Below are 25,469 nucleotides of genomic sequence, written 5' to 3' on the forward strand. Positions count from 1 at the left end.
TACACCCGCCGTGGCACGCCCACCTTGGCGGGGACCTGCCCGGTCGGCCGGCCGGGCGGGTTATTTTGGTGGGGTGACCGACGCCTCCTTCGAAACCTCATCCGAACTTCCGGCGCCGGTCCCCCCGGCGCCGGTCCCGCTCCTGGCACCTCGCGAGGGCGTTCCGCCGGTCGTGGCGGACCCGGAGGCGCTCGCCGAGACCGTCGCCGCCTTCGCCGCCGGAGCGGGACCGGTCGCCGTCGACGCCGAACGGGCGTCGGGCTACCGCTACGGGCAGCGCGCGTATCTGATCCAGCTGCGCCGGGCCGGCGCGGGCAGCGCCCTGGTCGACCCGGCGGCCTGCCCCGACCTGTCCGCGCTCGGCGCCGCGATCGTCGACGCCGAATGGGTCCTGCACGCCGCCTCCCAGGACCTGCCCTGCCTGGCCGAGGTCGGCATGGTCCCCCGGCGCATCTTCGACACCGAGCTGGCGGGCCGGCTGGCCGCCTTCCCCCGGGTGGGCCTGGGCGCGATGGTGGAGACCGTACTCGGCTTCTCGCTGGAGAAGGGGCACTCGGCGGTGGACTGGTCCACCCGTCCGCTGCCCGAGCCCTGGCTGCGCTACGCGGCGTTGGACGTCGAGGTGCTGATCGAGCTGCGCGACGAGCTCGAGGCGACGCTGACCGAGCAGGGCAAGCTCGACTGGGCGCTGCAGGAGTTCGCCGCGATCGCCGCCGCGCCGCCGCCCGCCCCCCGGGTCGACCCGTGGCGCCGCACGTCGGGGCTGCACCGGGTGCGCCGCCGCCGGCAGTTGGCCATCGTGCGCTCGTTGTGGCAGGCCCGGGACACCGTCGCCCGCCAGAAGGACGTCTCGCCGGGTCGGGTCATCCCGGACACCGCGATCGTCGAGGCCGCGCTGAACGGGCCCGCTTCGGTGGCCGCCCTGCTCGCGCTGCCCGGCTTCACCGGCCGGGACAGCAGACGCCAGGCCGGCGTGTGGCTGGCCGCTATCGAGCAGGCCAGGGCGCTGCCCGAGGCCGAGCTGCCGATGTCCACGCTGCCGCACGAGGGCCCGCCGCCGGCGCGCGCGTGGACCGACAAGGACCCGGCCGCCGCGGAGCGGCTGACCGCCGCCAAGACGGCGGTCGCGGCCATCGCGGACGAGCACACGCTGCCCACGGAGAACCTGCTCGCGCCGGACTACGTACGCCGGTTGGCCTGGGCGCCGCCTTCGGCCCCCTCCGCGGACGCGATCGGCGAGGTACTGCGCGAGTTCGGCGCCCGGCCCTGGCAGATCGCGCTCACCGCGCCGGCCCTGTCCGGCGCGTTCCTGCGCCTGGCCGCGCACGCCGCCAACGGCACCGCCGGGGCCTGAGTCACCCGCCGGGGCCTGGGAAAGGGGAGCCTGGGAACAACCGCCGCGAGCCGGGCGCAACGGTCCCGGCGCGGCGCGCTCTTGGTCGCCCGCGGGCGACCCGCGAGCCTGCGGCCGGCCGCCCGTACCGCCTTACCCGAGCTTTGCTTTGTCCGCATTGACGCCTGATCCCTGCGAATGGTTTGGTGAGGCTCGCCTAATTTCTCACCATGTGTTCGAGCCTGCGGGGTGGCCTGTGTTCGCCAACTATCTGATTGGCCTGCGCGAGGGCCTGGAAGCGGCCCTGGTGGTCAGCATCCTGATCGCCTACCTCGTCAAGACCGGTCGACGCGAGGCACTGCCGGCGGTGTGGGTGGGGATCGGTGCGGCCGTCGCGATGAGCGTGGCCCTGGAGGCCGCCCTCGAACTGACCTCGGCGGAGATGGACTTCAAGCAGCAGGAGGCGTTCGGCGGTTCGCTGTCCGTCTTCGCGGTGGCACTGGTCACCTGGATGATCTTCTGGATGCGGCGTACCTCGCACGCGCTCAAGGCGGAGTTGCAGGGCAAGCTGGACCACGCGCTGGCGATGGGCACCGGTGCGCTGGTGCTGACCGCGTTCCTGTCCGTGGGCCGCGAGGGCCTGGAGACCGCGGTGATCGTGTGGGGCACGGCCCGCTCCACCGGCGAGAACACCGAGCCGATGATCGGCGTCGCCCTCGGCCTGGCCACCGCCGTCGTGCTCGGCTACCTCTTCTACGCCGGCGCCATCCGGATCAACCTCGCCAAGTTCTTCCTCTGGACCGGCGCCGGACTCGTGGTCGTCGCCGCCGGCGTACTGGCCTACGGCGTCCACGACCTCCAGGAGGCCGACTACCTCCCGGGCCTGTCCGACCGGGCGTTCGACATCAGCGACACCATCCCGCCCGACACCTGGTACGGCACCCTCCTCAAGGGCATCCTCAACTTCCAACCCGACCCCACGGTCCTCCAGGTCACCGTCTGGCTCCTGTACCTGATCCCGGTCATGGCGCTGTTCTTCCTCCTCCCCAAGGGCGGCCCGAGGAAGACTCCGTCGGCGGCGCCCCGGGAGACGACCGCCGCCGCCTGATCCCGGGCGCGGCGCGACAACACGGGCGAGGGGCCCGATCCGAAGCGGTGCTTCGGACCGGGCCCCTCGGTGTACCGGGCACTCGGTGTATCGGCCGCCGGGTCGCTCAGGCGAACAGTGCCTTGCCCCAGTAGTCGTCCGCGCCGCGCACGCCGCCCGGACACGCGAACAGGGCCGAGCCCACGTGCTGGATGTACTCGTTCATCGCGTCGTTCGCGGCCAGCCGCTGCTGGACCGGGATGAAGCCCTTGCGCGGGTCGCGCTGGTAGGCCAGGAAGAACAGGCCCGCCTCCAGTCGGCCGAGACCGTCCGAGCCGTCCACGAACGAGTAGCCGCGACGCAGGATGGTCGCGCCGTTGTTCGTATCGGGGTGCGACAGCCGCACGTGCGACTTCTCCGGCAGCGCCTTGAGCGGCACCACGTCGTGTTCGCCGGTCGCGCCCTGCGGTGCGCCCACACCCTTGTTGCGGCCGATCACGTCCTCCTGCTCCTGCAGCGAGGTGCGATCCCAGGTCTCGATGTGCATCCGGATCCGGCGCGCGACCAGGTAGGAGCCGCCGGTCATCCACGCCGGGCCCTCACCGGCCGGCACCCACACGTGCTCGCGCAGCCGGTCGGTCTCGGTGCCGGCGATGTTGCGCGTGCCGTCCTTGAAGCCGAACAGGTTGCGCGGGGTCATCGCCTCGGGCGTGGTCGAGGACGTCTTGCCGAAGCCGAGCTGCGACCAGCGCACCGACACCACGCCGAAGCCGATCCGGGCCAGGTTGCGGATCGCGTGTACCGCGACCTGGGGGTCGTCGGAGCAGGCCTGGACGGCGATGTCGCCGCCGGAGCGCTGCGGGTCGAGCTTGTCCCCGGGGAACGCGGGCAGTTCGGCCAGTGCCTCCGGCTTCTTCGCGGCGATCCCGAAGCGGTCCCGGCCGTCCTTGGTGAACAGCGTGGGACCGAACCCGACGGTGAGCGTCAGGTTGTTCGGCGGCAGCCCGACCGCCTCGCCCGTGTCGTCGGGCGGCGACTCGGGCACACCGCTGTCGGCGCCGGTCCCGATCTGCTTGCCCGCGGTCATCGCGGCCGCGGCGGCGGTCCACTGCTGGAGCATGCGCACCAGCTTGGCGCGGTCGTCGGTGATCACGTCGAACACGCAAAAGTGCAGCCGGTCCTGGACCGGGGTGGCGATGCCGGCCTGGTTCACGCCGTGGAAGTCCACCGAGCCGAGGGCCGGCGTGGACGACTTGTCCTCGGTACCGGTGACCGCGGTGGCCACCCCGCCCGCCGCGGCGGCGCCGACCACGAGCGCGCCACCGGTCCAGCCCAGCAGCGCCCGCCGACTGAATCCGTCGCCCGACGACGGTTCGACCGCCTCGGCGACACGATCGGTCTCGGTCATGGGCCCTCCCTAGGCTCGTTCGGTGCCGTGCGGTTCGGTGCGGTCGGCCCGGTCGGTTCGTGGTTCGCGACGGCGGGCGATGTCACGGGGCGACGTCACTGGGCGACGACGCCGGCAAGCTTCGACAGCGGCTCGCCGAGCGCGTTGACCGCGTCCGAGAGTTCCTTGCGCTTGGCCTCGTCGACCGTGTCGTAGGAGACGTAGCCGTCGCCCTGCTTGTACTTGAACAGCAGGCCCTGGATCTTGGCGAATTCGGCGTCGAGGGTGCCGGTCAGCGCCGCGTCCTTCTCCGCCACGTACGGCTTGAGCAATTCGAAGGCCTTCTTCGCGCCGTCCACGTTGCCCGCGAAGTCCCACAGGTCGGTGTGGCTGAACGCCTCCTCCTCGCCGGTGACCTTGCCGGTGGCCACCTCGTCGAGCAGGCCCTTGGCGCCGTTGGCGATCGAGGTCGGAGTGATATCGACGGTGCCGACCTTGGACTGGAGCGTCTTCAGGTCGGCCATCAGGCGGTCGGCGTAGCCCTTCTCGACGTCGGTGATCTGCCCCGTGGTCCACAGCGCCTTCTCGATCCGGTGCCAGCCGGACCACTCCTGGCCGGGCTCCAGGTCCGCCTCGCGCGCGTCCATCTGCGGGTCGAGGTCGCCGAAGCTCTCCGCGACCGGCTCGATGGTCTCCCAGCCCAGACGCGACTTCGGGTAGTACTCCTTGGCCTTGGCCACGTCTCCGGCCTTGACCGCGTTCACGAACTCGGTCGCGAGCGGCAACATCTGCTCGACCGTGGTGTTGGTGAAGGTCCGGTAGTGCGCCACGGCCTCGGCGAGCCTGGGGTCGATCGGCTTCTCGGCGGGGGTGCCCGCGACGGTGACCTTCTGCCGGATGCCGTCGCCCTTCATACCGGGCTTGCAGGCGACCTCGTAGGTGCCGGCCTTGATCTCGAAGTTCAGCGTGGCCGAGGTGCCGGGGCCGATGTTCTCCCGCTCGGTGACGATCCGGTCGCCCTGGGCGTAGACGTAGAGCTCGGTAACCTGGCTGCCCTTGTTGGTCACCTTGATGCTGTTCTTGCCCGCGGGCCAGTCCTTCTTGGCGACGTCGCAGGACTTGTCCTTGGCGGTCACCTTGACCGCGTCGCCGGAGGAGTCGTCGCTGTCGCACGCGGTCAACGCGAGCGGCAACGCCAGCAACAACCCGACACCCAACGCGCGGGTGGTGGCGGGGCGACGACGGACGACAGACATGGACTCTCCCGGGGACGAAACAGGTGAAGACGGGTCGAAGCCCGGCAGACTGAGCAACGGCAGATCGCGGGACGTGCAGGACGTGCGGGATGTACAGGACGTGCAGGACGTTGCGGGATATGCGGGACACACGAAGGGCGTGGCAGTGCCGTACAAAACGGACGAAGGGTAATTATTAGGCAAGGCTAACCAAGCCTAGGCTTGGCTTATTTTGTCAGCCGAATGACCCCATACAGTCAAGGCGAAGTAAAGGCCCCTCGCGGCGAACGTGGATCACATCACGTCCCGTTCCGGACCGTTGGCGCGCCCAGACCCGGGGCTCGCTCCGGCGCCCCGATCGGGCCGCGTTCGACGCCGCGGCGCCGGTCGGGTACGGGCCGAGCGCGGTGCTCGCCGCGGCGTACTCGGTTCGGGCGGTGGTCGGGTCCGGCCGACCGGTGGGCCGGCCGAGTGCGGTACCGCTCGCGACCGGCGGCCCGACGCACCCGTGGCCGCCCCGCCGGCGACCGCCGCAGGGACGCGCCGACGGGCCGATGGGGACCGAGGGCTAGGCCACGTGGTTACCCATGAGTAGCATGGGGCCCGTACCCATCGGTGGAGGAGTGTGCGCTCGTGCCTCGTAACGTCCGGGACGTCGTCTTCGTAGACGGCGTCCGTACCCCCTTCGGCAAGGCCGGCCCCAAGGGCATCTACCACGAGACGCGAGCCGACGACCTCGTCATCGCGTGTATCCGTGAGCTGATGCGCCGCAACCCGTCGCTGCCGCCGGCGCGCGTGGACGAGGTCGCGATCGCGGCCACCACGCAGATCGGCGACCAGGGCCTGACCATCGGCCGCACCGCGGCGCTGCTGGCCGGCCTGCCGCGCGAGGTGCCCGGCTATGCGATCGACCGCATGTGCGCGGGTGCGATGACCGCGGTCACCACGGCCGCCGGCGGCATCGCCTTCGGTGCCTACGACGTGGTGGTCGCCGGCGGTGTCGAGCACATGGGCCGGCACCCCATGGGCGAGGGCGCCGACCCGAACCCGCGGATCATCTCCGAGCAGTTGGTGGACCCCTCCGCACTGGTCATGGGCAACACCGCGGAGAACATCCACGACCGCTTCCCGCAGCTCACCAAGGAGCGCGCGGACCGGTTCGCCGTGGGCAGCCAGGAAAAGGCCGCCAAGGCGTACGCCGACAACCTGATCCAGCCCGACCTGGTGCCGGTCGCGGCCCGCTCGGTGGAGCAGGGCTGGGGCCTGGCCACGGCGGACGAGCCGATGCGCCCGGGCACCACCCTCGAGGGCCTGGCCGCGCTCAAGACCCCGTTCCGCCCGCACGGCCGGGTCACCGCGGGCAACGCGGCCGGCCTCAACGACGGCGCGACCGCGTGTCTGCTCGCCGCCGAGGACACCGCGCGCGAGCTGGGCCTGCCGATCAAGATGCGCCTGGTGCAGTTCGCGTTCGCCGGCGTCGAGCCCGAGGTGATGGGCATCGGCCCGGTCCCGGCCACCGAGAAGGCGCTGGAGCGCGCCGGGCTGAGCATCGACGACATCGGCCTGTTCGAGTTGAACGAGGCGTTCGCGGTCCAGGTGTTGTCCTTCCTGGACCACTACAAGATCGCCGACGACGACCCGCGCGTGAACAAGTACGGCGGCGCGATCGCCTTCGGCCACCCGCTCGCCTCCTCCGGCGTGCGGCTGATGACCCAGCTCGCGCGCCAGTTCGAGGCGCACCCCGAGGTCCGCTACGGCCTGACCTCGATGTGCATCGGGCTCGGCATGGGCGGGACCGTCATCTGGGAGAACCCGAACTGGACCGGGGCCGACGCGGACGCCACGGCCGCCGGCGCGAACTCCGAGGGGAACGACAAGTGAGCGACCTGACGCGACTGGCCGCCGAGGTCTTCCCGGACGAGCTGGTCTCGCACTTCCCGGTGCGTGTACTCGACCTGCCGAACGGCGCCGGAAAGTTCGCGCTGATCACCATCGACAACGGCTTCGACCACACCAAGCCGAACACCTTCGGCCCGGCCGGCCTGGCCGAGCTCGGCGCCGCGATCGACACGATCGAGGCATTGGCCGCGGCGGGCGACATCGTCGCGGCCGGGGTGACCGGCAAGCCGTTCATCTTCGCGGTCGGCGCCGACCTCAAGGGCGTCGAGAAGGTCACCAACCGCGACCACGCGCACGCCATCGGCAAGGCCGGCCACGACACGTTCAAGCGGCTGACCGCGTTGTCCGTGCCCACCTTCGCGTTCTACAACGGCGCGGCGATGGGCGGCGGCGTCGAGATCGGCCTGGCCTGCACGTACCGCACCATCTCCACCGCGGTGCCCGCCTTCTCGCTGCCCGAGTGTTTCCTGGGCCTGGTCCCGGGCTGGGGCGGCTGTGTGCTGCTGCCGAACCTGATCGGTCCGGACAACGCGGTCACGGTGATCATCGAGAACGCGCTGAACCAAAACCGTCAGCTCAACGGCCCCAAGGCCTTCAAGCTCGGGATCGCGGACGCGCTGGTGGACTCGGCCGACTTCCTGGCCCAGTCGCTGGTGTGGGCCGCCCAGGTCGTCTCCGGCGAGATCGTGGTCGAGCGCCCGGAGATCGACCGCGGCGCCGGCTGGGACGCGGCCGTCGCGCGGGGTCGGGCGATCGCCGACTCGAAGGTGCACGGCGCCTCCCCCGCGCCGTACCGCGCGCTGGAGATCATCGACGCGGCCCGCGACGGCGACGTCCAGGCCGGTTTCGACGCCGAGGACGACGCACTCGCCGACCTGATCATGGGCGACGAACTGCGCGCCGGCCTGTACTCGTTCAACCTGGTGCAAAAGCGCGCCAAGCGACCGGCGGGTGCCCCCGACCGGGGGCTCGCCCGCCCGGTCACCAAGGTCGGCGTGGTCGGGGCCGGACTGATGGCCTCCCAGCTCGCGCTGCTGTTCGCGCGCCGCCTGCGGGTGCCGGTCGTGCTGACCGACATCGACCAGGAGCGAGTGGACAAGGGCGTCGGCTACGTGCACGACGAGGTCGACAAGCTGCTGCTGCGCGGGCGCGTCTCGCCGGACGCCGCGAACCGGCTCAAGGCGCTGGTGACCGGCTCGTTGACGAAGGACGCGTTCGCCGACGCCGACTTCGTGATCGAGGCCGTGTTCGAGGAGATGGCGGTCAAGCAGCAGGTGTTCGCCGAGGTGGAGGCGGTGGTCTCGCCGACCTGCATCCTGGCCACCAACACCTCGTCGTTGTCGATCACCGAGATGGCCTCGAAGCTGGCCCACCCCGAGCGGGTCGTCGGCTTCCACTTCTTCAACCCGGTCGCGGTCCTGCCGCTCCTGGAGATCGTGCGCGCGGAGCAGACCGACGACGGTGCGCTGGCCACCGCGTTCGCCGTCTCCAAGCAGTTGAAGAAGACCTCGGTCCTGGTCAAGGACGCCCCGGCGTTCGTGGTCAACCGCGTGCTGACCCGCTTCCTGGGCGAGGTGCTGGCCGCGGTCGACGAGGGCACCCCAATCGAGGTCGCCGACAACGCGCTGGCCCCGCTGGGCCTGCCGATGTCGCCGATGGTGCTCCTCGAACTGGTCGGCCCGGCGATCGCGGCCCACGTGGGCGGCACCCTGCACGGCGCCTTCCCGGACCGGTTCGGCGTGTCCCCGAACCTGGAGCGCGTGGTCAAGGCGGGCAAGCGCTCGTTCCTGACCTGGGCCTCGGGCGCGCAGGAGGTCGACCCGGAGGTGGTCGCGCTCTTGGAGGTCGGCGACTCGCCGTCCACGGAGGAGCAGGTCCGCGACCGCGCGCTGGCGGCCCTGGCCGACGAGATCGACCGCATGCTCGCAGAGGGCGTCGTCGCCGCCCCGCAGGACATCGACCTGTGCATGATCACCGGCGCCGGCTGGCCGTTCCACCTGGGCGGCATCACCCCGTACCTGGACCGCGCGGGCGTCACCGAGAAGACCCTCGGCAAGCGCTTCCTGCCGGCGGGAGCGGCTTCGGTTCCGCGGTAGTCGCGAGGCATCTCACGAAGGGGCGGCCCGCTTGCGGGTCGCCCCTTCGGCGTACCTGTCGATCCATCGGTCTCGGCGGGGCCGCGGGCGTGGAGGGGGTCGCGTCGGGGCACGGGCGATGTGGCGGGCGCGGGGGCGGTGGATGCGGGCGCAGGGGTGCGGCGGGCGCGGGGGCGCGGGGGCGCGGCCTCGGCAGCGGCGACAATGGTGATCATGAGTGATGCGATGCGTGGGGCCTCGGTGCGCGACCTGGAGCGGTTGCGGGAGATCGAGGTCGCGGCCGGGGTGCGCTTCCTGGATGCGGGGATGCCGGAGATCGCGGCGGACGAGCCGCCGTCCGTCGAGGAGTTGGACGCGTATCGGACCGGCGGACGCTGTCTGGTGGTCGGGGAGCCGGCGCTGGCCTACGTGATCTGGGACCTCGTGGACGGGGCCGCGCACATCGAGCAGGTCTCGGTACACCCGGACGGTGCGCGGCGCGGCCTCGGGCGGGCGATGATCGATCGGGTGCAGGCGGACACCGGGCTCGCGTTGACGTTGACCACGTTCCGGGATGTGGCCTGGAATGCCCCGTACTACGCGCGGATCGGGTTCCGCACGCTCGATCCGGCCGAAGTGACGCCGGGTTTGGCCGCGATCCGGGCGCACGAGGCGGCGCTCGGACTCGATCGTTGGCCCCGGGTATGCATGCGCCGCCCGATCCCGGATCTGCACTGATCCGCGAATCCCCTGCCGTTTCCGACAGTTGGTCCGCTAACTTCTGCGCATGAAGGATGCGCCGGATGCGACGGGCGAGTCGGCCGAGGCCGACGAAGCAGACAGAGCAGGCGAGTCGGCCGACGCCGGCGAGGCCGACAGAACGAACGATTCGGCCGACGGGGCCGAGGCCCACATCGAGCCGGCCCCGGCACCCGCGCGCAAGCCGTGGTCGCGCCGGCGCAAGGCGGCCGTCGCCCTGGTCGGTCTGCTGACCCTGTCGCTGCTGGTGGTCGGCGGGTGTACGGCTTGGCTGCTGTACTCGCTGAACTCCAACATCAAGCGGATCGACGGCGTGTTCGACCGGTCGGGCATCCCCGCCGCGGGACCGCGTCCGCCGGCCGATCCCGCCGCCGGCCGGGCGCTGAACATCCTGCTCGTCGGCATGGACGCGGCGGCGCCCGGCGCCGACCCGGAGGCGCTCCAGGGACGCCGCAGCGACACCATGATGATCCTGCACCTTCCTGCGGGCCGAGCGTCCATCTCGGCGATCTCGCTGCCGCGCGACGCGTGGGTGTCCATCCCGGGACGCGGCGAGGCCAAACTGAACGCCGCCTTCTCGTGGGGCGGACCGGCACTGCTGGTGGCCACGATCGAAAACCTGACCGGCGTACGGATCGACCACTACGCGGCGGTGGACTTCGGCGGCTTCAAGGGCATGGTCGACGCCCTCGGCGGGGTGTCGGTGGACGCCGACCAGGGCCGGACCAGGCTGGACGGCACCAAGGCGCTGGAATTCGTCCGGCAGCGCTACGGGTTGCAGCGCGGCGACCTGGATCGGGTGGCACACCAGCAGCAACTCCTCGGCGCGATCGCGAAGCAGATCACCGCGGAGGGGGTCCTCGGCAGTCCGCTGCGCACCGAGAACCTGTTGCAGTCGCTGACCAAGTCGCTGACGGTGGACGACAACCTGAATTTCAGGGCACTGCTCGGCCTGGCCACCGACCTCAAGGGCATCGACGAGTCCGACCTGGCCTTCCGCACGGCGCCCGTGGCCGGCTTCGCCGAACGCGGCGGCGGCCAGAGCGTGGTCCTGCTCGACGACAAACGCTGCAAGGAACTCTTCGCCGCCGTCCGCGCCGACATCCCGTGGCCGGAGCCCGCCCCCGGCGAACTCTGGCGACCGTGAGCACTCAGCGCAAGCGGTGCAGGGCGCGGCGGGCGGCACCGGCGACTGCGGGGTCGGGGTGGGTGGTCTCGGCGAACCGCAGGACGTCCTCGGCGCAGGGGTGGCCCATCGTCGCCAGTTCGCCGAAGACCACGTCGGCGCCCGGGCCCTGACTGCCCGTCACCTCGGTAAGCAGGCCCAGCACCGCCGCCTCGTGTCGGCCGAGCAGCGCCGCGGCGGCGTTGTCGGCGGTGAGCCAGGCGAGCGTACGCAGCGTCGCGGGCGGTACGTCGCGGTCGTGGGTCAACCGCCAATTCCACACGTGCGGGGCGAGCGTGGGGTCGGCGCCGGCGTCGGCGAGGGCTTGTTCGACGGCGGCCTCGGGGAGGTCGGCGTCACCCACGTGGGCGAAGAGCATCAGCCGCTCGGTGGGGCCGGCGGCCCCCGCGACCGCGCACAGCTCGGACAGCGCGGCGTCGATCGGGCGGCAGCCGATCCAGCTCGCGAACGTACGCGTGGCGATCGGTCGCGGCCACGCCCCCATCGCGCCGAGCAGGCGGGCGCCCGAGGCGGCGGTGTAGTCGTCGACAGTGGCGACCGGCAGGCCCTGTTCGCGGAACATCCGGTGCACGAGGGTGCCGCCCAGGCCGGTGAGGGTGATGCCCTCGGCGGTGCGCCGGACGATGCCCAGCGCGGCCAAGCGGTCTGCGAGCAGGATCACCCCCGCCCGAACCCGGGCCAACACCTCGCCGGACCACTCGAGAGAGGAGGCGAACGCCCCCAACGCAGTCGCCGGCGCCTGCGGGGGCAACGGCGGCGGCAAGGCGGTCGCGGGTGCGGCCGCAGGCATCGGCGGGTGCGGGGGCGACGGCGAGGCGGTCCCGGGCACAGACGCGGTCGCCGGCGGATGCGGGGGCGACGGCGAAGCGGTCCCCGACGCAGGCGCGGTCGCCGGCGGATGGGGGTGCGCGGGCGACGCAGTCGCCGGCGGATGCAGGGGCGACGGCGAAGCAGTCCCCGACGCAGGCGTGGCCGCCTGCGGATGCGGGGGTGACGGCGAGGCGGTCCCGGGCGCAGGCGCGGTCGCCGGCGGGCGCGGGTGCGGGGGTGACGCAGTCGCCGGCAGGTGCGGGTGCGCGGGGGGCGGGGACGCAGTCCCGGGCGCAGGCGCGGTCGCCGACGGGTACGGATCCGGGGGCGACGGTAGGGTTGGCGCGGTCGCGGGTTCGGGTGACGGCGCGGCCGGCGCGGTGTCGGGGCCATCCGACCCGCACAGGCAACCCATCTCGCGGACCAGGTCGGGGGCGTCCAGGATCCGTCCCAGCGCGAACGCCTCGTCGTCGGCGGGCGGCTCGGGCGGCAACATCCGAACCACGTGGTCGAGGTCGCGACGCACCGCGAGGCCGACGAACAGCGACACCGGGAGCGGCCCGCCGAGTTGCACCAGCCCGGTGAACAGCGACGCGGCCAGCCCCTCGGGGACGTCCCAACGCTCGTCGTGCGCCTCTCCGAACGTCGCGTTGTCCTCGGCCACCACCACCATCGCGCGCGCGGCGAGCGCGATCAGCTCGCCGTCGTCCCCCTCACGCCACACCCGCAGGCCGTCGGCAGCCCGCACCGCACCGTCGTTGGACACCAGCAGCCCGGTGCCGATCGCAAGCGTCCACCGCCGGTGCAGCGCATGCTCGTCCCGCGCGGTACGAGGCGGCCCCTCGGCTCGCGACGGCTGCCGAGGAATGCCGAGTTCGGCCATGACGCAGTCGGCGACCGCGGTCGCCAGTACCCCCTCGTGGGTGATCGGCAACGGCCCGTGCCGCTCGACGTACTCCGCGAGCGCCGCCGCCTGCGCCATCAGCGGCGACATCCGGGCGGCCAACGCGCACTCGGAGCGGGGCGGCACGTACAGCGGCGGCAGCGCGGGTTCGTCACAACCGCCCGGGCCGGTGAGCGGGGCGGGCACGCCCAGTTCCAGGAAGCGGGTACGCAGCCCGTACATCCCCAGCGGAGTCAGCCGCACCGCCATGAACGGCGCCCCGCCACCCACCAACTCACGGATCTCCAGCACGCCGAACGCCCGCAGGTCATCCATCTGATGCGCCAACGACAAACCGGTGAACAGCGCCGGGTCGGCGACCGAGGGCGACCGGCGCCGCCCGTCGGGTGTGTAGGAGAGCAATTCGAACAACCCGCCCATCGGCACCCACCGACCCGCGTGGTCGTACAACTCCCGCAACAACTCGCGGATCACATCACCACCGCGCAGTACATACGCGGCGCGCCGCACCTCGGGTCGCCCGGTGGCCTCGCCGACCGCAACCCCCTCCCACAGGCTCGACCACACCCGCAGAACATCGCCCGGTCGCCCGACCGCCAGCACCCGGGCAAGCTCCCCGGCGGTCGCGACCCTACGCCCGACCTCGATCAGGCCGGCCGTACACGCGATCGACCACACCTGGTGCAACGGCTCCACGTCGCGCGCACTGCGCACGCCGGCGACCGGTTCGTCGATGCCGAGCAGCCGCACCGCCTCCGCCGCGGGCGCCAGTCGCAGCACCCCGGTCGCGGTCACCGGACGCCCGCGACCGACCCAGCGGGCGAGGGTGAGGGCGGCTGCGAACAACGGCGCGGCCGAGGCGGCCCGAGCCAACTCCCGCTCGTCCGGCAGCCGCACCGCCGGCAACGCCCGCCCGCGCCCGGGCCCGGTCGCATAGCCCGCCACGAACAACTTCTTCGCCGAGCCCCACCGCCGCGAGTCGGCCATCCTCGCCGGCAGTTCGCCCTCGTGTCGATCCAGCACCTCGAGCATCGGAACGAGCCGGTCGCTGTCCGGGTGCAGCGGACCCTGCTCGCGCAAAAACTCCAGGAACAACCGCAGCGCGGGCACCACCAGCGCCACCGTGTCCTCGCGGGGCAGCGCGACATGCGCCGGCACCAGCGTCTCGAGCAGCGCGTTCAGATCGCCGGCCCGCCATCGGGTGTGATCGTCGAGCCGCAGGCACGCGACCCGCAGATCGAGCAGGGTGCCGAGGACATCGATCATCCGCTCGGCATCCGAGGCAGGCCGACCGACCCGCGCGAGCCACGTTCCGAAGTCGGCCACGATGCCGCAGGAATCGGGAGATAGCGCCACGTCGCAGAGCGTAGTGAGCACCATCACCGGTCCGCATGGATTTCGGACAATCCATCCGAACCACCGACGCGGCCCCCGCCCTCACCGGCAACCGAGCAACAAAGGCGCCCCCAAACACCGGCCCGTACACACGCAGCCGAACTACTCATACACCCGTAGGCGCAACCCCAAGCAGCCCCAGTCAGCCGCCGACCGCCCCCGCAGGGGCGCAAGGTCGATCTCAGGCACAACCGGCCCCGGCACCCGGGCGCCGCCCCCCGGCGGGTGGTGCCCGGCGAGTGCGCCCGTAGGGGCGACCTCGAACGTCCCGGCGCCCGCACTCCCGAACGGATGACCCACCGACGCGCCGATAAGAGCGACTGCGGGAGGAGGGCATCGCACCTGCGGCAACGGCTTCAGGCAACCACCGCCGGCGCGCGCCGGACGGAAGACGGATGCGCACGCAGGACACCCTCGAGCGGGCGGCAACCAAGCCTGTCGGAGCGGCCTCGGACAGGTGACGACCGCACTCGCCGGCAGGCAGCGCCCGCAAAGACGACCTCGCACGACTTGCGGCCGCTCCCGCAACCACAACAACGCCCGCGCACGTGGCCTCGGACAGGTGGCGACTGCACGTGCGGGCAGGACCGCGAGGGCAACCTCCGACTGCCAGCGGTTGCCAGGGCGACCTCGGACAGGTGACGACAGCACTCGCCGGCAGGCGGCGCCCGCAAAGGCGACCTCGCGCGACTTGCGGCCGCTCTCGCAGACAGACGACGCCCGCGCCGCCGTGTCCTCGGGCGGGTGGCGACTGCGCTTGCGGGAGGAGGAGGACACGAGAGCGACCCCTGGCTGCCGGCAGCTGCGGACGCGACCTCCGACTGCCGGCGGCTGCAGGACGACTATGGCCGCTTGTGGTCGCCCGCGCCTGCGGGCATGGCCCCGACCCCGGGCCCGACCCGGCCCGGCCCGGGCACGATCGCGGGCGCGGGCGCGGGCGCGGGCACGATCGCGGGCACGGGCACGGGCACGATCGCGGGCGCGGGTGTGGGCGGAGTGTGGTCGTCGGCGTGCGGGCGGGAGTGCGGGCGTGGTCGCGGGGGTGTCCCTGGCCGGTGATGTCCGCCACTTTTGGCTAACACACCGTCAGATCACCTGCGGGCCTGCGGCGACACCGGCGCCCCGGAGCGGAAAAAGACGCCTGTCTCCCTTCAGGTGACGGGTCGTCAGGTGGCATGGTGACCCCAGCGCAGAGCACGGCCCACGACGGGCGGCTCCGCGCCGAGGCGACAACGTACGCGATCCACAGTGAGGTGCCCCCGTGCTGCTCGACCCTTCCGCCGCCCTGCTCACCGATCGAGTGGCCGTGGTCACCGGCGCGGCCCGGGGCATCGGCGCGGCGACGGCCCTCGCACTCGCCAGGTTCGGCGCCGACGTCGCCGTCTGCGACCGCGAGCCCACCGGCCTCCGGGAAACCGTCAAGGCGATCGAGGCCACCGGCCGGCGCGCCTTCGCGGTGGAACTCGACGTCCGCGACGGCGACGGCGTCGAACGTTTCCTCCACGACGCCCACGCCGCCCTCGGCCCGCTCGACATCCTCGTCAACAACGCCGGCGGCGGCTTCTGGTCGCCGTTCCTGGATGTCCGCCCCAAGGGGCAGAGCGCCCTGGTCGACGAGAACTTCACCTCCGTCACGCACGTGATCCGACACGGCGCCCCGCTTCTGCGCGACGGCGGCTCGATCGTCAACGTCACCAGCATCGAGGCGTTCCGCGCCGCGCCCGGCTTCGCGGTGTACGCCGCGATGAAGGCCGCCGTCGAACAGCTCACCAAGTCGCTCGCGCTCGAACTCTCGCACCGCCGCATCCGGGTCAACTGCGTCGCCCCCGACGCCATCCCCACCCCCGGCGACGCCGATCTCGCGGAGACGTTCGAAACGGCCGACGGCGCGTACGACTACGGCGCCAAAGTGCCCCTGGGTCTCGGCGAGGCCGACGACTGCGCCGCCCCGATCGTCTTCCTCGCCGGCGACCTCGCCCGCTTCGTCACAGGCACCACCTTGCACGTCGACGGCGGCACCATGGCCGCCTCCGGCTGGGTCCGCCGCCCGGACGGCACCTTCACCCCCTGACCCCGCCCCACCGCCCGCACCCGCCGGCGCCCGCCACAGCCCGCCGGCGACCCCTCACGACCGCCACCCCACCCAACCCGCCCCGAACCACCCGAGCGCACCGACCGACCACCCGCCCCGACCGCGGAACTGGGAGTGCAATGGAATTCGGCATCTTTCTTCAGGGCTACAACCCGGCGTTCCGACGCGAGGGAAACCCGAACGCCGAACACGAAGCCCTGATGAACGACATGGACTTCGCGATCGCCGCCGACCGGGCCGGATTCAAGTACGCGTGGCTGAGCGAGCACCACTTCCTCGACGAGTACTCGCACCTGTCGGCCAACGACGTCATGTGCGGCTACCTCGCCCACGCGACCGAGCGCATCCACATCGGCTCCGGCATCTTCAACCCGCTCCCCCAGGTCAACCACCCGGCCAAGGTCGCCGAACGCGTCGCGATGCTCGACCACCTCACCCGCGGCCGCTTCGAGTTCGGCACCGGACGCGGCGCCGGCAGCCACGAGATCCTCGGCTTCCTCCCCGGCATCGAGGACATGTCCGAGACGAAGGCGATCTGGGAGGACGTGATCCGCGAGTTCCCGAAGATGTTCCTCCAGGACGTCTACGAGGGCTACCAGGGCACCTACTGGCAACTCCCGCCGCGCCGGATCCTGCCCAAGCCGTACGGCACGTCGCACCCGGCCATGTGGTACGCCGCCGGCAGTCCGCCCTCCTACGTGATGGCCGCACGCATGGGCCTGGGCGTCCTCGGCTTCTCGATCGGCGACCCGGCGAGCGCCGAGCAGCTGGTCGCCGGCTACAAGCGCGAGATCGTCAACGCCGAACCGATCGCCGACTTCGTCAACGACAACGTACTCGCGGTCAGCACCGGCTTCGTCGCGGAAACGAAACAACGGGCCATCGCCAACGCCGTCGCCGCCCGGCCGATGTACCTCACCAGCAACGTCTTCCGCTACCACGACACCTTCCCGCACCCCGAGGGCATCCCCTACTGGCCCGAGACGATGCCCGACCTGACCCCCGAGCTGGTCGAGTTCGCCGCCGACGCGGGCGCGTTGATCTGCGGCGACCCGGACGGTGTCCTGGACGCGGTACGCGCCTACGAATCGGTCGGCGTCGACCAACTCGTCCTCGGCCTCGGCTGCGACGACCGCGAGAACACCCTCAAGACCATCGAACTGTTCGGCCGGCACGTCATCCCCAAGCTCGACACCGACCCCGAACACCGCACCACCCGCTTCCGCCGGCAAGCCTGACCACCGGCAGCCCCGGCCACCGGCCCCGGTCCCCCGACCGACCACCCCACCCCACCCCATCCCGTCCCGTCCCGTCCCGTCCCGTCCCCGACACGAGTCACCGCACGACCCGAAAGGCAGTCACGTCATGAGCTTCGCCGAATACCCGATCCGGGTGGGCAGCATGCTGTTCACCGCCGTGGACCCCGAGCGCGGCCACGAGGTGAGCTACAACCGCTGGTACGAGCGCGACCACTACTACGCCGGCTGCATGATCGGCCCCGGCCTGCTCGCGGGCAGCCGCTGGGTGGCCACCGCCGACCTCAAGGCGTTGCGCTTCCCGGAAGACAGCGACGTCGTACCCGCCATCGGGGCCGGCTCCTACGTCGCGATCTACTGGATCAACGACGGCCAGTTCGACGAGTGGAACGCGTGGGCCGTCGACCAGGTCAACTGGCTCTACGGCAACGACCGCGGCTTCCAGCACCGGGTGCACGCGCACACCGCCATGTACCTGCACGACAACCGCTGGTACCGCGACGAGGACCCGGTCCCGCTGGAACTCGCGCTCGACCGCAACTATCAGGGCCTGGTCTCGCTCGCCGTACAGCGCGAGGAGGGCGTCTCCCAGGAGGACCTGGAGAAGTGGTTCTCCACCCACCTGCCGGACTTCCTGCGCGAGTCCCCGATCGCCTCGGTCGCCGCCTGGACCGCGGTCCCGCTCAAGGACGACGCGCCCGCCTTCGTCCCGCGCGACCCGAACGCCGCCACACGCAGCATGCAGCTCTACTTCCTCGAGGGCGACCCGCGCGAAAGCTGGGACACCTTCCGCGAGTGGGCCGCGCGCATCGACGCCTCCGGCATCGGCCGGGTCACCTACTGCGCCCCATGGATCCCCACCGTGGTCGGCACCGACACCTACACCGACCGACTCTGGGACTGACCCACACCCCCTCCCGCGCCGTCGACGGACTCGGACCCGAATCCGACCCGTCGACGGCACGGCGACCGACCCAAGCGTCAACGCAGTCGGCTGTGCCTGGCCCCGTAGAAGAAGTAGACGGCGAACCCGGCCACCATCCACACCAGGAACCGCAGCCACGTCTCGCCGCTGAGGTTGATCATCAACCACAACGTGGCCAGCATCGACAGAATCGGCAACCACGGCACCAGCGGCACCCGGAACGCACGCGGCAACTCCGGCCTGGTCCGGCGCAGGATCAATACGCTCGCCGCGACCACCAGGAACGCGAACAGCGTCCCGATGTTGACCATCACGTCGATCTCGTGGATCGGGGTGAACCCGGCGATCGCCGCGACCACCACCGCGATCAGCATCGTACTGACATGCGGCGTGCCGTACTTGGGATGCACCCTGGCGAACAGCGGCGGCAGCAGCCCGTCCCGGCTCATCGCGAAGAAGACCCGGCTCTGCCCCATCATCAAGATCATGCACACCGTGGTCAGCCCGGCCACCGCGCCGATGCTGATGATCGTCGCGATCCAGCCCTTGTCGACCGACCGGAACGCCTCCGCCAACGGCGCGGCGGAGGACAACATGTCGTAGCGCTGCATCCCCACCACGACCAGGGACACCGAGACGTACAGGATCGTGCAGATCACCAGCGAGCCGAGGATCCCGATCGGCATGTCGCGCTGCGGCTTGCGGGTCTCCTCGGCGGCGGTGGCGACCACGTCGAAGCCGATGTACGCGAAGAACACCAGCGCCGCGCCGGAGAAGATCCCCATCGCGCCGTAGATCTGCGGCTCGAACCCGAACAGGGTCTGCACCAGCGGCGCCTTGAGCCCGCCGTGACCCGACGACGGCGGCTGCGAATCGGGCACGAACGGGTTGTAGTTGCCGGACTTGACGAAGAACAGCCCGGCGAAGATCACGAGCAGCACGATCGCGATCTTGATGGTGACCATCACGAGGTTGAACCTCGCCGACAGCTTGACCCCGAACACGAGGATCGCCGCGACGCCGAGCACCAGCAGCAGCGCCGGCAGGTTGACCTTGCCTCCGTCGCCCGGCGCGGCGGTGATCGCCTCGGGCAGTTCGAGGCCCGCCTGTGAGAGCAGCGAGTTCAGATACCCCGACCAGCCGATCGAGACCACCCCGACGCCGAGCGCGAGTTCGAGGATCAGGTCCCATCCGATGATCCACGCGGGCAGTTCGCCGAGCGTGGTGTAGGAGAACGTGTACGCGGAACCCGCCACCGGGACCGTGGACGCGAACTCGGCGTAACACAGCGCGGCGAGCCCGCAGACGACCCCCGCCAGCACGAAGGACAGCGCGACCGCGGGGCCGGCGTAGTCCTTCGCCGCCGTGCCGGTGAGCACGAAGATGCCCGTGCCGACCACCACGCCGACCCCGAAGACCATCAGGTCCAGGGCGGACAACTCCCGGCGCAGGCCGTGCCCTTCGGGTTCGTCGGTGTCCTGGATGGACTGTTCGATGTTCTTGGTCCGAAACAAAGCGTTGGCCATGGCAACACCTCCTGGTGGCGGAGACCGTTGCCATGATCGGGGCTTTCACTCCTGTTTACGGGGGACCGATCCTCGGCGCGTCAGGGTGATCTCCATACTCGTCGCCGTCGCGCCCCGAAGTCGCCGCCCGCACTCGCACCTCGAAGCCGCCGCCCGCGCTCGCCCCCAAAAGGCCTCCCACTCGCATCCGAACACGCAAAAACGGCCCCGGGGCGCGGAACGGGAAGGTGTACCCCTCCAGTTCCGCGCCCCGGGGCCGTCGTGGCGCGAGCCGTGCCCTCGGTCAGGCCGTCGTCTCGTGCTGCTCGGCGTCGGCGTCGGCGGTCTTGGACGCGATCTCCTCGACCACCTGGCGCGAGATGTCCTGGGCGTTCAGCCCGATCCGCGCCAGCACCTCGTCCCGCTCGGCGTGGTCCAGGAACTCCTGCGGGATGCCGAAGTCGCGCAGCGGCACGTCCACCCGGGCGTCGCGCATCGACTGGGCGATCGCCGCGCCGACACCGCCGGCGCGGCCGTTGTCCTCGATGGTGACCACGAGCCGGTGCCGGGCCGCGAGCGGCGCGAGGCCGGCCGGTACGGGCTTGACCCAGCGCGGGTCGACCACGGTCGCCGCGATGCCCTGGTCGGCGAGCCGGTCGGCGACCTCGATCCCGGTCTCGGCCATCTGCCCGACGGTCACGATCAGCACGTCGCCGCCCTCGCCGCCGCCGTTGCGCTCGGGGCCGGTGCGGCGCAGTACGTCCATGCCGTCGATCCGGCCGATCGCCTCGATGTCGGGGCCCACCGCGCCCTTGCCGAAGCGCACCACGGTCGGCGCGTCGTCGACGTCCATCGCCTCGCGCAGTTGGGCACGCACCTGCGTGGCGTCACGCGGCGCGGCCAGCCGCAGCCCCGGGACGACTTGGAGGATCGACATGTCCCACATGCCGTTGTGGCTGGCCCCGTCCGGCCCGGTCACCCCGGCGCGGTCGAGCACGAACGTCACCCCGCACCGGTGCAGCGCGACGTCCATCAGCACCTGGTCGAAGGCGCGGTTGAGGAAGGTCGCGTACACCGCGACCACCGGGTGCAGCCCGCCGGTTGCCAGGCCCGCCGCCGAGGTGACCGCGTGCTGCTCGGCGATTCCGACGTCGAACACCCGCTCGGGATACTTCGCGGCGAACTTGTGCAGCCCGACCGGGATCAGCATCGCGGCGGTGATGCCCACGACGTCCTCCCGCTCGTCGGCGACGGCGACCATCTCGTCGGCGAACACCGACGTCCACGACGCGCCCGACTTCTTCACCGGCAGGCCGGTCTCGGGGTGGATCACGCCGACCGAGTGGAACTGGTCGGCCGCGTCGTTGACCGCGTGCGCGTAGCCCTTGCCCTTTTGGGTGATCGCGTGCACGATCACCGGCCCGCCGAAGCCGCGGGCCCGACGCAGCGCGTTCTCCACGGCCTCGACGTCGTGCCCGTCGATCGGGCCGACGTACTTCAGGCCCAGGTCCTCGAACAGGCCCTGCGGCGCGACCGCGTCCTTGAGGCCCTTCTTGGCGCCGTGCAGCATGTCGTAGACCGGGCCGCCGACGACCGGGGTGCGGCCCAGGACGCCCTTGCCCCACTCCAGGAACCGCTCGTAGCCGCGCGTGGTGCGCAGCGTCGCCAGGTGGTCGGCCAGGCCGCCCTGGGTGGGACCGTAGGAGCGCTCGTTGTCGTTGACGACGATGATCACCGGCCGGTCCTTGGCCGCGGCGATGTTGTTCAGCGCCTCCCATGCCATGCCGCCGGTGAGCGCGCCGTCGCCGATCACCGCGACCACGTGCCGGTCGCTCTGGCCGCGCACCTGGTGGGCCTTGGCCAGGCCGTCGGCCCAGGACAACACCGTGGAGGCGTGCGAGTTCTCGATCACGTCGTGCTCGGACTCGGCGCGGCTGGGGTAGCCCGACAGGCCGTCGGCCTGACGGAGCCGGTCGAATCCGTCCTTGCGACCGGTCACGATCTTGTGCACGTAGCTCTGGTGTCCGGTGTCGAAGAGGATCTTGTCGCGCGGGGACTCGAACACCCGGTGCATCGCGATGGTCAACTCGACCACACCGAGGTTGGGACCCAGGTGTCCGCCGGTCTTGGCGACGGACTCCACCAGGAAGGTGCGGATCTCGTCCGCGAGCTGTGCGAGCTGCTCGGGCGAGAGGGCTTTGAGATCACGGGGTCCTCGAATGCCGTCCAGCAGGGCCACCCGTTCCTCCTTCATCGGATCCGTCACCGCCCCCACGGGTGTGCGTGCGGGAGAGGCGTCCATCGAGTCTAGACGCGGCGGTGCCGGCGGATGGTTCGCATCGGCCCACCGCGCCGCGCCATCCGTGCGGCGCGGCTCACATCGCGGCGCCCGCGATCTGCGGCTCGGACGTGCGTTCGATCGCGAAGGGGGTCATCTCGCTCATCACCATCGCCATCGCGCCCAGCACCTCGGCGCGCTCGCCGAGCGAGCCGGTGACCACGGACAATCGGCGCGAAGCGCTGGGGATGGCGTAGCGGCCGACCGACTCGACGATCGGCGCGATCAGCAGGTCGCCGGCGCCCGCGAGGTCGCCTCCGAGGATGATCCGTTGCGGATTGAGCAGGTTCGTCAGGCTGGCCACGCCCACTCCGACGTGCCGGCCGGCGTCCGCGACCACCCGGCGACACCCCGCGTCGCCGGCCCTGGCGAGTTCGATCATGCGTTGGATGGTCAGGTCGGTGCCGTGGCTGCCGCGCAGCAGGTCCAGGAGGTAGGAGGCGTTGGTGAAGGTCTCCAGGCAGCCCCGGTTGCCGCAGCGGCACACCGGGCCGGACTCGTCCAGCGTTATGTGACCTATCTCGCCCGCCGTACCGCCGGGGCCGCGATAGAGCCGGCCGCCGATCACCAGACCCGCGCCCACGCCGCCGGACACCTTGAGATAGGCCATCTCGGTACATCCCACGCCCGCACCCCACACCAGTTCGCCGAGCGCGCCGAGGTTGGCGTCGTTGTCGACCAGGACCGGCAGGCCCAGGCGCTCGCCCATCGCCTCCCGCGGGTGGCAGCCCACCCAGCCCGGCAGGATCGTGGTCGAGCCGAGCGCACCGGTGTCGATGTCGATCGGGCCGGGAACGCCGAGGCCGACCCCGGTGACCTCGGAGCGGACCACACCGGCCCGGTCGAGAAGCACCCCCAGCAGCCGATCCGCCAGGGCGAAGCCCTCGTCGGCGGAGGAGTCGACGTCGATCGGGACATGCTCCTCGGCGAGCACACGGTGCGCGAAGTCGCCGATCGCGACCCGCAGGTGGCGGTGTCCGAAGTCGATGCCGACGACCACGCCCGACGCCCGGCTGAGCGAGACGGCGCGGGCACGCCGTCCGCCGGAGGAGGTGGGAGTGACCTCGACCATGTCGAGGGCCTTCAACTCCCGTACGATGTTCGACACCGTCGCCGCGGACAGGCCGGTGCTCCTGGCGATCTCGGCCTGCGTGAGCGCCCCCGCCATCCGCACCGCGTGCAGGACGCGGTCGAGATTGCCCCGATGCAGCGAGGACTGGGACCCCGACGAGTGCGATCCCGGCGACTGGGCCTCCGGAAAGCGGGCCCCCGTCATGCCGTCGGACATCTGCGTTCCCCTCGCCCCGGTGCATCTGAAGCACGTGCTGTGTGCAAGTCCTGAACTCTAATGCGCCCTCTGCCGACACAGAAGAGTCAAACCTGAACGCAAGCGTCACGATCGGGCCGCTATCGGCCACTGCGCGCACCCGCCGCGCGGGGAAGGCGGCAAACACCCCTTTCGCCCCCGGGCGGCCGCCGCGCCTCGACCGCCTTCCGAGCGGTCGCCGGCGTCACAGCCTCGGCTCCCACCGCTCGCCGCCCAGCGCCTCCTCGACGAGGCGGACCGCGCGTTCGGTGGCCGCCGCACGCGAACCCTCGTACTCGTACATCCGCAACGTCGCCTCCAGCGCGTGCACGGGCACCGCCTCCTTGAGGTCGACGCGCGCCGTGCCGTAGCCATGCCGTGCCGCGGCCAGCGCCGCCGCCACGTGCTGGCGGGCCATCCGCGCCAGGATCACCGGATATTTGCGCAGTACCTCATGGCTTCGATAACCGGGCGGACACAGGTCGTACAGCCATGCGACGGCGGTGTCCTCCCACCCCGGTACCCCAGGCGGTCGAACACCTCGCGGCCAGCCCGCCGGCGCGATTCCGTCCTTCCCGCGCGGCCTGGCCTGCGCCTCGTCCCCCGTCGCCGCATGCGCGAAACGACCCGGCCGCTCCCATGCCGGGGTGTCCCGATCGCCATTGCCGTACATATGTTCGATTATGCGCGGTGGTCGGCCGAGAATGCACACGTGGATCATGGAGGGGTACACCCCCGCACCCACGTTCGACCGACGCCGCACCCCGGCCCCTTCGGGCCGCCCGCCAACCTACGGAGGATCCGTGACTCAGGCCGCCCGCTCCGGCGACGAGGCCGCCTTCGCCCACATACCGCTGGTCGGCGTGTGGCGCAACGGCTTCCTGGAATCGGTACACCACGGCACGGCCGTACTGACCGGCACCGACGGGTCGGTGGTCGAGGGCCACGGCGCGGTCGACGCGCCGATGTTCCCGCGCTCGGCCAACAAGCCCTTCCAGGGCCTCGCGATGCTGCGCAACGGACTGGACCTGGACGGCGAACTGCTCGCCCTCGCGTGCGCGAGCCATTCCGGCGAGGCGTTCCACCTGGAGGGAGCCCGGCGCATCCTGGCCCGGGCGGGCCTGCCGGAGAGCGCGCTGCGGTGCGTACCGGACCTGCCCCTGGGCGCGGCGCAGCGCGACGCGTGGCTCGCGGGCGGCCGCGGTCCCGAGCGGATCGCGATGAACTGCTCGGGCAAGCACGCGGCGATGTTGCTCACATGCGTGCGCAACGGCTGGTCGACCGAGGACTACCTGGCGCCGGAGCACCCGCTGCAAAAGGCCGTCCGCCGAGCGGTGGAGGACGTCGCCGGCGAGCCGGTCGCGGCGGTCGGCGTGGACGGGTGCGGGGCGCCGCTGTTCGCCATCTCGCTCGCCGGCTTGGCCCGCTCGTTCGGGCGCTTCGCGGGGGCGGCCGAGGGCACCCCCGAACGGCGGATCGCGGACGCGATGCGGGCGCACCCGCAGTGGGTCGCGGGCACCGGTCGCGACGTGACGGACCTGATGCGGGCGATCCCGGGACTGCTCGCCAAGGACGGCGCGGAGGCGGTGTACGCGGTGGGCCTGCCGGACGGCCGCGGCGCCGCGGTCAAGATCGCGGACGGGGCGACGCGGGCACACATCGTCGCGATCGCGGCCCTGCTGTGGCGCATGGGCGCGGACGAGCAAACCCTCGCCCCGTTCACGCAGTCGCCGGTGTACGGCGCAGGCGAGGTCGTCGGCGCGATCCGCGCCTTCCCTCGTTTGAGTGAACCGGCGCGGTAGCCCTGTCGCCCACACGGGCCGAACGCAACACTGACCGTGCGGCCGGTTGGGAAACCAACCGGCCGCGCCATTGTCTGCGCCCGTGTACCTGACGCTCGTGCTCGTGCACCTGCGCGCGTACACCCGCGCCCGCGTCCGTGCGCCTGCGCCTGCGGGGCCGCTGCGCCCGCAGGCG

General features: G+C 71.7%; 17 protein-coding genes. 10 read left to right on the top strand and 7 right to left on the bottom strand.

All coding sequences use genetic code 11. The features are described from left to right. Positions 1 to 73: 73 nt before the first annotated feature. Together B4N89_RS06315 and efeU are read left to right on the top strand one after the other, a co-directional pair. Positions 74 to 1,354 carry a ribonuclease D gene (locus B4N89_RS06315; protein ID WP_078974878.1) on the top strand — a complete coding sequence of 427 codons (1,281 nt, stop codon included), beginning with the start codon at positions 74 to 76 and terminating at the stop codon, positions 1,352 to 1,354. 235 nt (positions 1,355 to 1,589) lie between these two features. After that, positions 1,590 to 2,441: an iron uptake transporter permease EfeU gene (gene efeU / locus B4N89_RS06320; protein WP_078974879.1), complete on the top strand. Its 852-nt coding sequence runs from the start codon at positions 1,590 to 1,592 to the stop codon at positions 2,439 to 2,441. A gap of 106 nt (positions 2,442 to 2,547) precedes the next feature. Here the strand turns inward: efeU and efeB are convergent, their stop codons facing one another. Further along, the gene (gene efeB / locus B4N89_RS06325; protein ID WP_078974880.1) at positions 2,548 to 3,828 is read right to left on the bottom strand and encodes an iron uptake transporter deferrochelatase/peroxidase subunit; all 1,281 of its coding nucleotides are present in this window, start codon (positions 3,826 to 3,828) and stop codon (positions 2,548 to 2,550) included. Positions 3,829 to 3,923: 95 nt separating this feature from the next. Next, the gene (gene efeO / locus B4N89_RS06330) at positions 3,924 to 5,063 is read right to left on the bottom strand and encodes an iron uptake system protein EfeO (protein ID WP_078974881.1); all 1,140 of its coding nucleotides are present in this window, start codon (positions 5,061 to 5,063) and stop codon (positions 3,924 to 3,926) included. A gap of 612 nt (positions 5,064 to 5,675) precedes the next feature. On the opposite strand from efeO, the gene B4N89_RS06335 reads away from it, so the two are divergent. The 4 genes from B4N89_RS06335 to B4N89_RS06350 all read left to right on the top strand — a co-directional run bounded on the left by B4N89_RS06335 (position 5,676) and on the right by B4N89_RS06350 (position 10,922). Further along, a complete protein-coding gene (locus tag B4N89_RS06335; protein WP_078974882.1) occupies positions 5,676 to 6,923 on the top strand; it encodes a thiolase family protein in 1,248 nt (415 codons plus the stop codon). Next, positions 6,920 to 9,037, top strand: a complete 2,118-nt coding sequence (locus B4N89_RS06340; RefSeq protein ID WP_078974883.1) for a 3-hydroxyacyl-CoA dehydrogenase NAD-binding domain-containing protein — start codon at positions 6,920 to 6,922, stop codon at positions 9,035 to 9,037. Before B4N89_RS06335 ends, B4N89_RS06340 begins: the two co-directional genes overlap by 4 nt. A 213-nt stretch (positions 9,038 to 9,250) precedes the next feature. Then, positions 9,251 to 9,754: a GNAT family N-acetyltransferase gene (locus B4N89_RS06345; RefSeq protein ID WP_078979145.1), complete on the top strand. Its 504-nt coding sequence runs from the start codon at positions 9,251 to 9,253 to the stop codon at positions 9,752 to 9,754. Positions 9,755 to 9,803: 49 nt separating this feature from the next. Further along, on the top strand, positions 9,804 to 10,922 hold the full coding sequence (locus B4N89_RS06350) for an LCP family protein (protein ID WP_078974884.1): 1,119 nt from the start codon (positions 9,804 to 9,806) through the stop codon (positions 10,920 to 10,922). A 4-nt stretch (positions 10,923 to 10,926) separates the two neighbouring features. Here B4N89_RS06350 and B4N89_RS06355 read toward each other — a convergent pair whose 3' ends face one another. After that, positions 10,927 to 14,031, bottom strand: coding sequence for a hypothetical protein (locus B4N89_RS06355; protein WP_143657867.1), 3,105 nt, complete (start codon positions 14,029 to 14,031; stop codon positions 10,927 to 10,929). A gap of 1,300 nt (positions 14,032 to 15,331) precedes the next feature. Here B4N89_RS06355 and B4N89_RS06365 point away from each other — a divergent pair. From B4N89_RS06365 to B4N89_RS06375, 3 genes are all read left to right on the top strand, one after another. Continuing rightward, positions 15,332 to 16,141: an SDR family NAD(P)-dependent oxidoreductase gene (locus B4N89_RS06365; protein WP_078974887.1), complete on the top strand. Its 810-nt coding sequence runs from the start codon at positions 15,332 to 15,334 to the stop codon at positions 16,139 to 16,141. A 140-nt stretch (positions 16,142 to 16,281) separates the two neighbouring features. Further along, a complete protein-coding gene (locus B4N89_RS06370) occupies positions 16,282 to 17,400 on the top strand; it encodes an LLM class flavin-dependent oxidoreductase (RefSeq protein ID WP_078974888.1) in 1,119 nt (372 codons plus the stop codon). Between the two features lie 127 nt (positions 17,401 to 17,527). Then, positions 17,528 to 18,322 (top strand): hypothetical protein, encoded by a 795-nt coding sequence (locus B4N89_RS06375; protein ID WP_078974889.1) that lies wholly within the window; start codon positions 17,528 to 17,530, stop codon positions 18,320 to 18,322. A 77-nt stretch (positions 18,323 to 18,399) separates the two neighbouring features. Here the strand turns inward: B4N89_RS06375 and B4N89_RS06380 are convergent, their stop codons facing one another. The 4 genes from B4N89_RS06380 to B4N89_RS06395 form a co-directional block, all read right to left on the bottom strand. Then, on the bottom strand, positions 18,400 to 19,869 hold the full coding sequence (locus B4N89_RS06380) for an amino acid permease (RefSeq protein WP_078974890.1): 1,470 nt from the start codon (positions 19,867 to 19,869) through the stop codon (positions 18,400 to 18,402). A gap of 283 nt (positions 19,870 to 20,152) precedes the next feature. Then, complete coding sequence (gene dxs / locus B4N89_RS06385) at positions 20,153 to 22,102, bottom strand: 1-deoxy-D-xylulose-5-phosphate synthase (RefSeq protein WP_078979146.1); 1,950 nt, start codon at positions 22,100 to 22,102, stop codon at positions 20,153 to 20,155. A 121-nt stretch (positions 22,103 to 22,223) separates the two neighbouring features. After that, on the bottom strand, positions 22,224 to 23,462 hold the full coding sequence (locus B4N89_RS06390; RefSeq protein WP_078979147.1) for an ROK family transcriptional regulator: 1,239 nt from the start codon (positions 23,460 to 23,462) through the stop codon (positions 22,224 to 22,226). A gap of 235 nt (positions 23,463 to 23,697) precedes the next feature. Beyond that, a complete protein-coding gene (locus B4N89_RS06395) occupies positions 23,698 to 24,165 on the bottom strand; it encodes a hypothetical protein (RefSeq protein ID WP_201260795.1) in 468 nt (155 codons plus the stop codon). Between the two features lie 31 nt (positions 24,166 to 24,196). Between B4N89_RS06395 and B4N89_RS06400 the strand changes: the two genes are divergently transcribed. Next, the gene (locus B4N89_RS06400) at positions 24,197 to 25,294 is read left to right on the top strand and encodes an asparaginase (protein WP_414646358.1); all 1,098 of its coding nucleotides are present in this window, start codon (positions 24,197 to 24,199) and stop codon (positions 25,292 to 25,294) included. The last annotated feature ends 175 nt before the right edge of the window (positions 25,295 to 25,469 follow it).

Source organism: Embleya scabrispora (assembly GCF_002024165.1).
Classification (GTDB): domain Bacteria; phylum Actinomycetota; class Actinomycetes; order Streptomycetales; family Streptomycetaceae; genus Embleya; species Embleya scabrispora_A.

Excerpts from the sequence above, each read along its gene's own strand:
- efeB (WP_078974880.1), bottom strand. The coding sequence starts at position 3,828 with ATGACCGAGACCGATCGTGTCGCCGAGGCGGTCGAACCGTCGTCGGGC.
- efeO (WP_078974881.1), bottom strand. The coding sequence starts at position 5,063 with ATGTCTGTCGTCCGTCGTCGCCCCGCCACCACCCGCGCGTTGGGTGTC.
- B4N89_RS06345 (WP_078979145.1), top strand. The coding sequence starts at position 9,251 with ATGAGTGATGCGATGCGTGGGGCCTCGGTGCGCGACCTGGAGCGGTTG.
- B4N89_RS06350 (WP_078974884.1), top strand. The coding sequence starts at position 9,804 with ATGAAGGATGCGCCGGATGCGACGGGCGAGTCGGCCGAGGCCGACGAA.
- B4N89_RS06370 (WP_078974888.1), top strand. The coding sequence starts at position 16,282 with ATGGAATTCGGCATCTTTCTTCAGGGCTACAACCCGGCGTTCCGACGC.
- B4N89_RS06375 (WP_078974889.1), top strand. The coding sequence starts at position 17,528 with ATGAGCTTCGCCGAATACCCGATCCGGGTGGGCAGCATGCTGTTCACC.
- B4N89_RS06380 (WP_078974890.1), bottom strand. The coding sequence starts at position 19,869 with ATGGCCAACGCTTTGTTTCGGACCAAGAACATCGAACAGTCCATCCAG.
- dxs (WP_078979146.1), bottom strand. The coding sequence starts at position 22,102 with ATGAAGGAGGAACGGGTGGCCCTGCTGGACGGCATTCGAGGACCCCGT.
- B4N89_RS06390 (WP_078979147.1), bottom strand. The coding sequence starts at position 23,462 with ATGACGGGGGCCCGCTTTCCGGAGGCCCAGTCGCCGGGATCGCACTCG.
- B4N89_RS06395 (WP_201260795.1), bottom strand. The coding sequence starts at position 24,165 with ATGTACGGCAATGGCGATCGGGACACCCCGGCATGGGAGCGGCCGGGT.
- B4N89_RS06400 (WP_414646358.1), top strand. The coding sequence starts at position 24,197 with ATGCACACGTGGATCATGGAGGGGTACACCCCCGCACCCACGTTCGAC.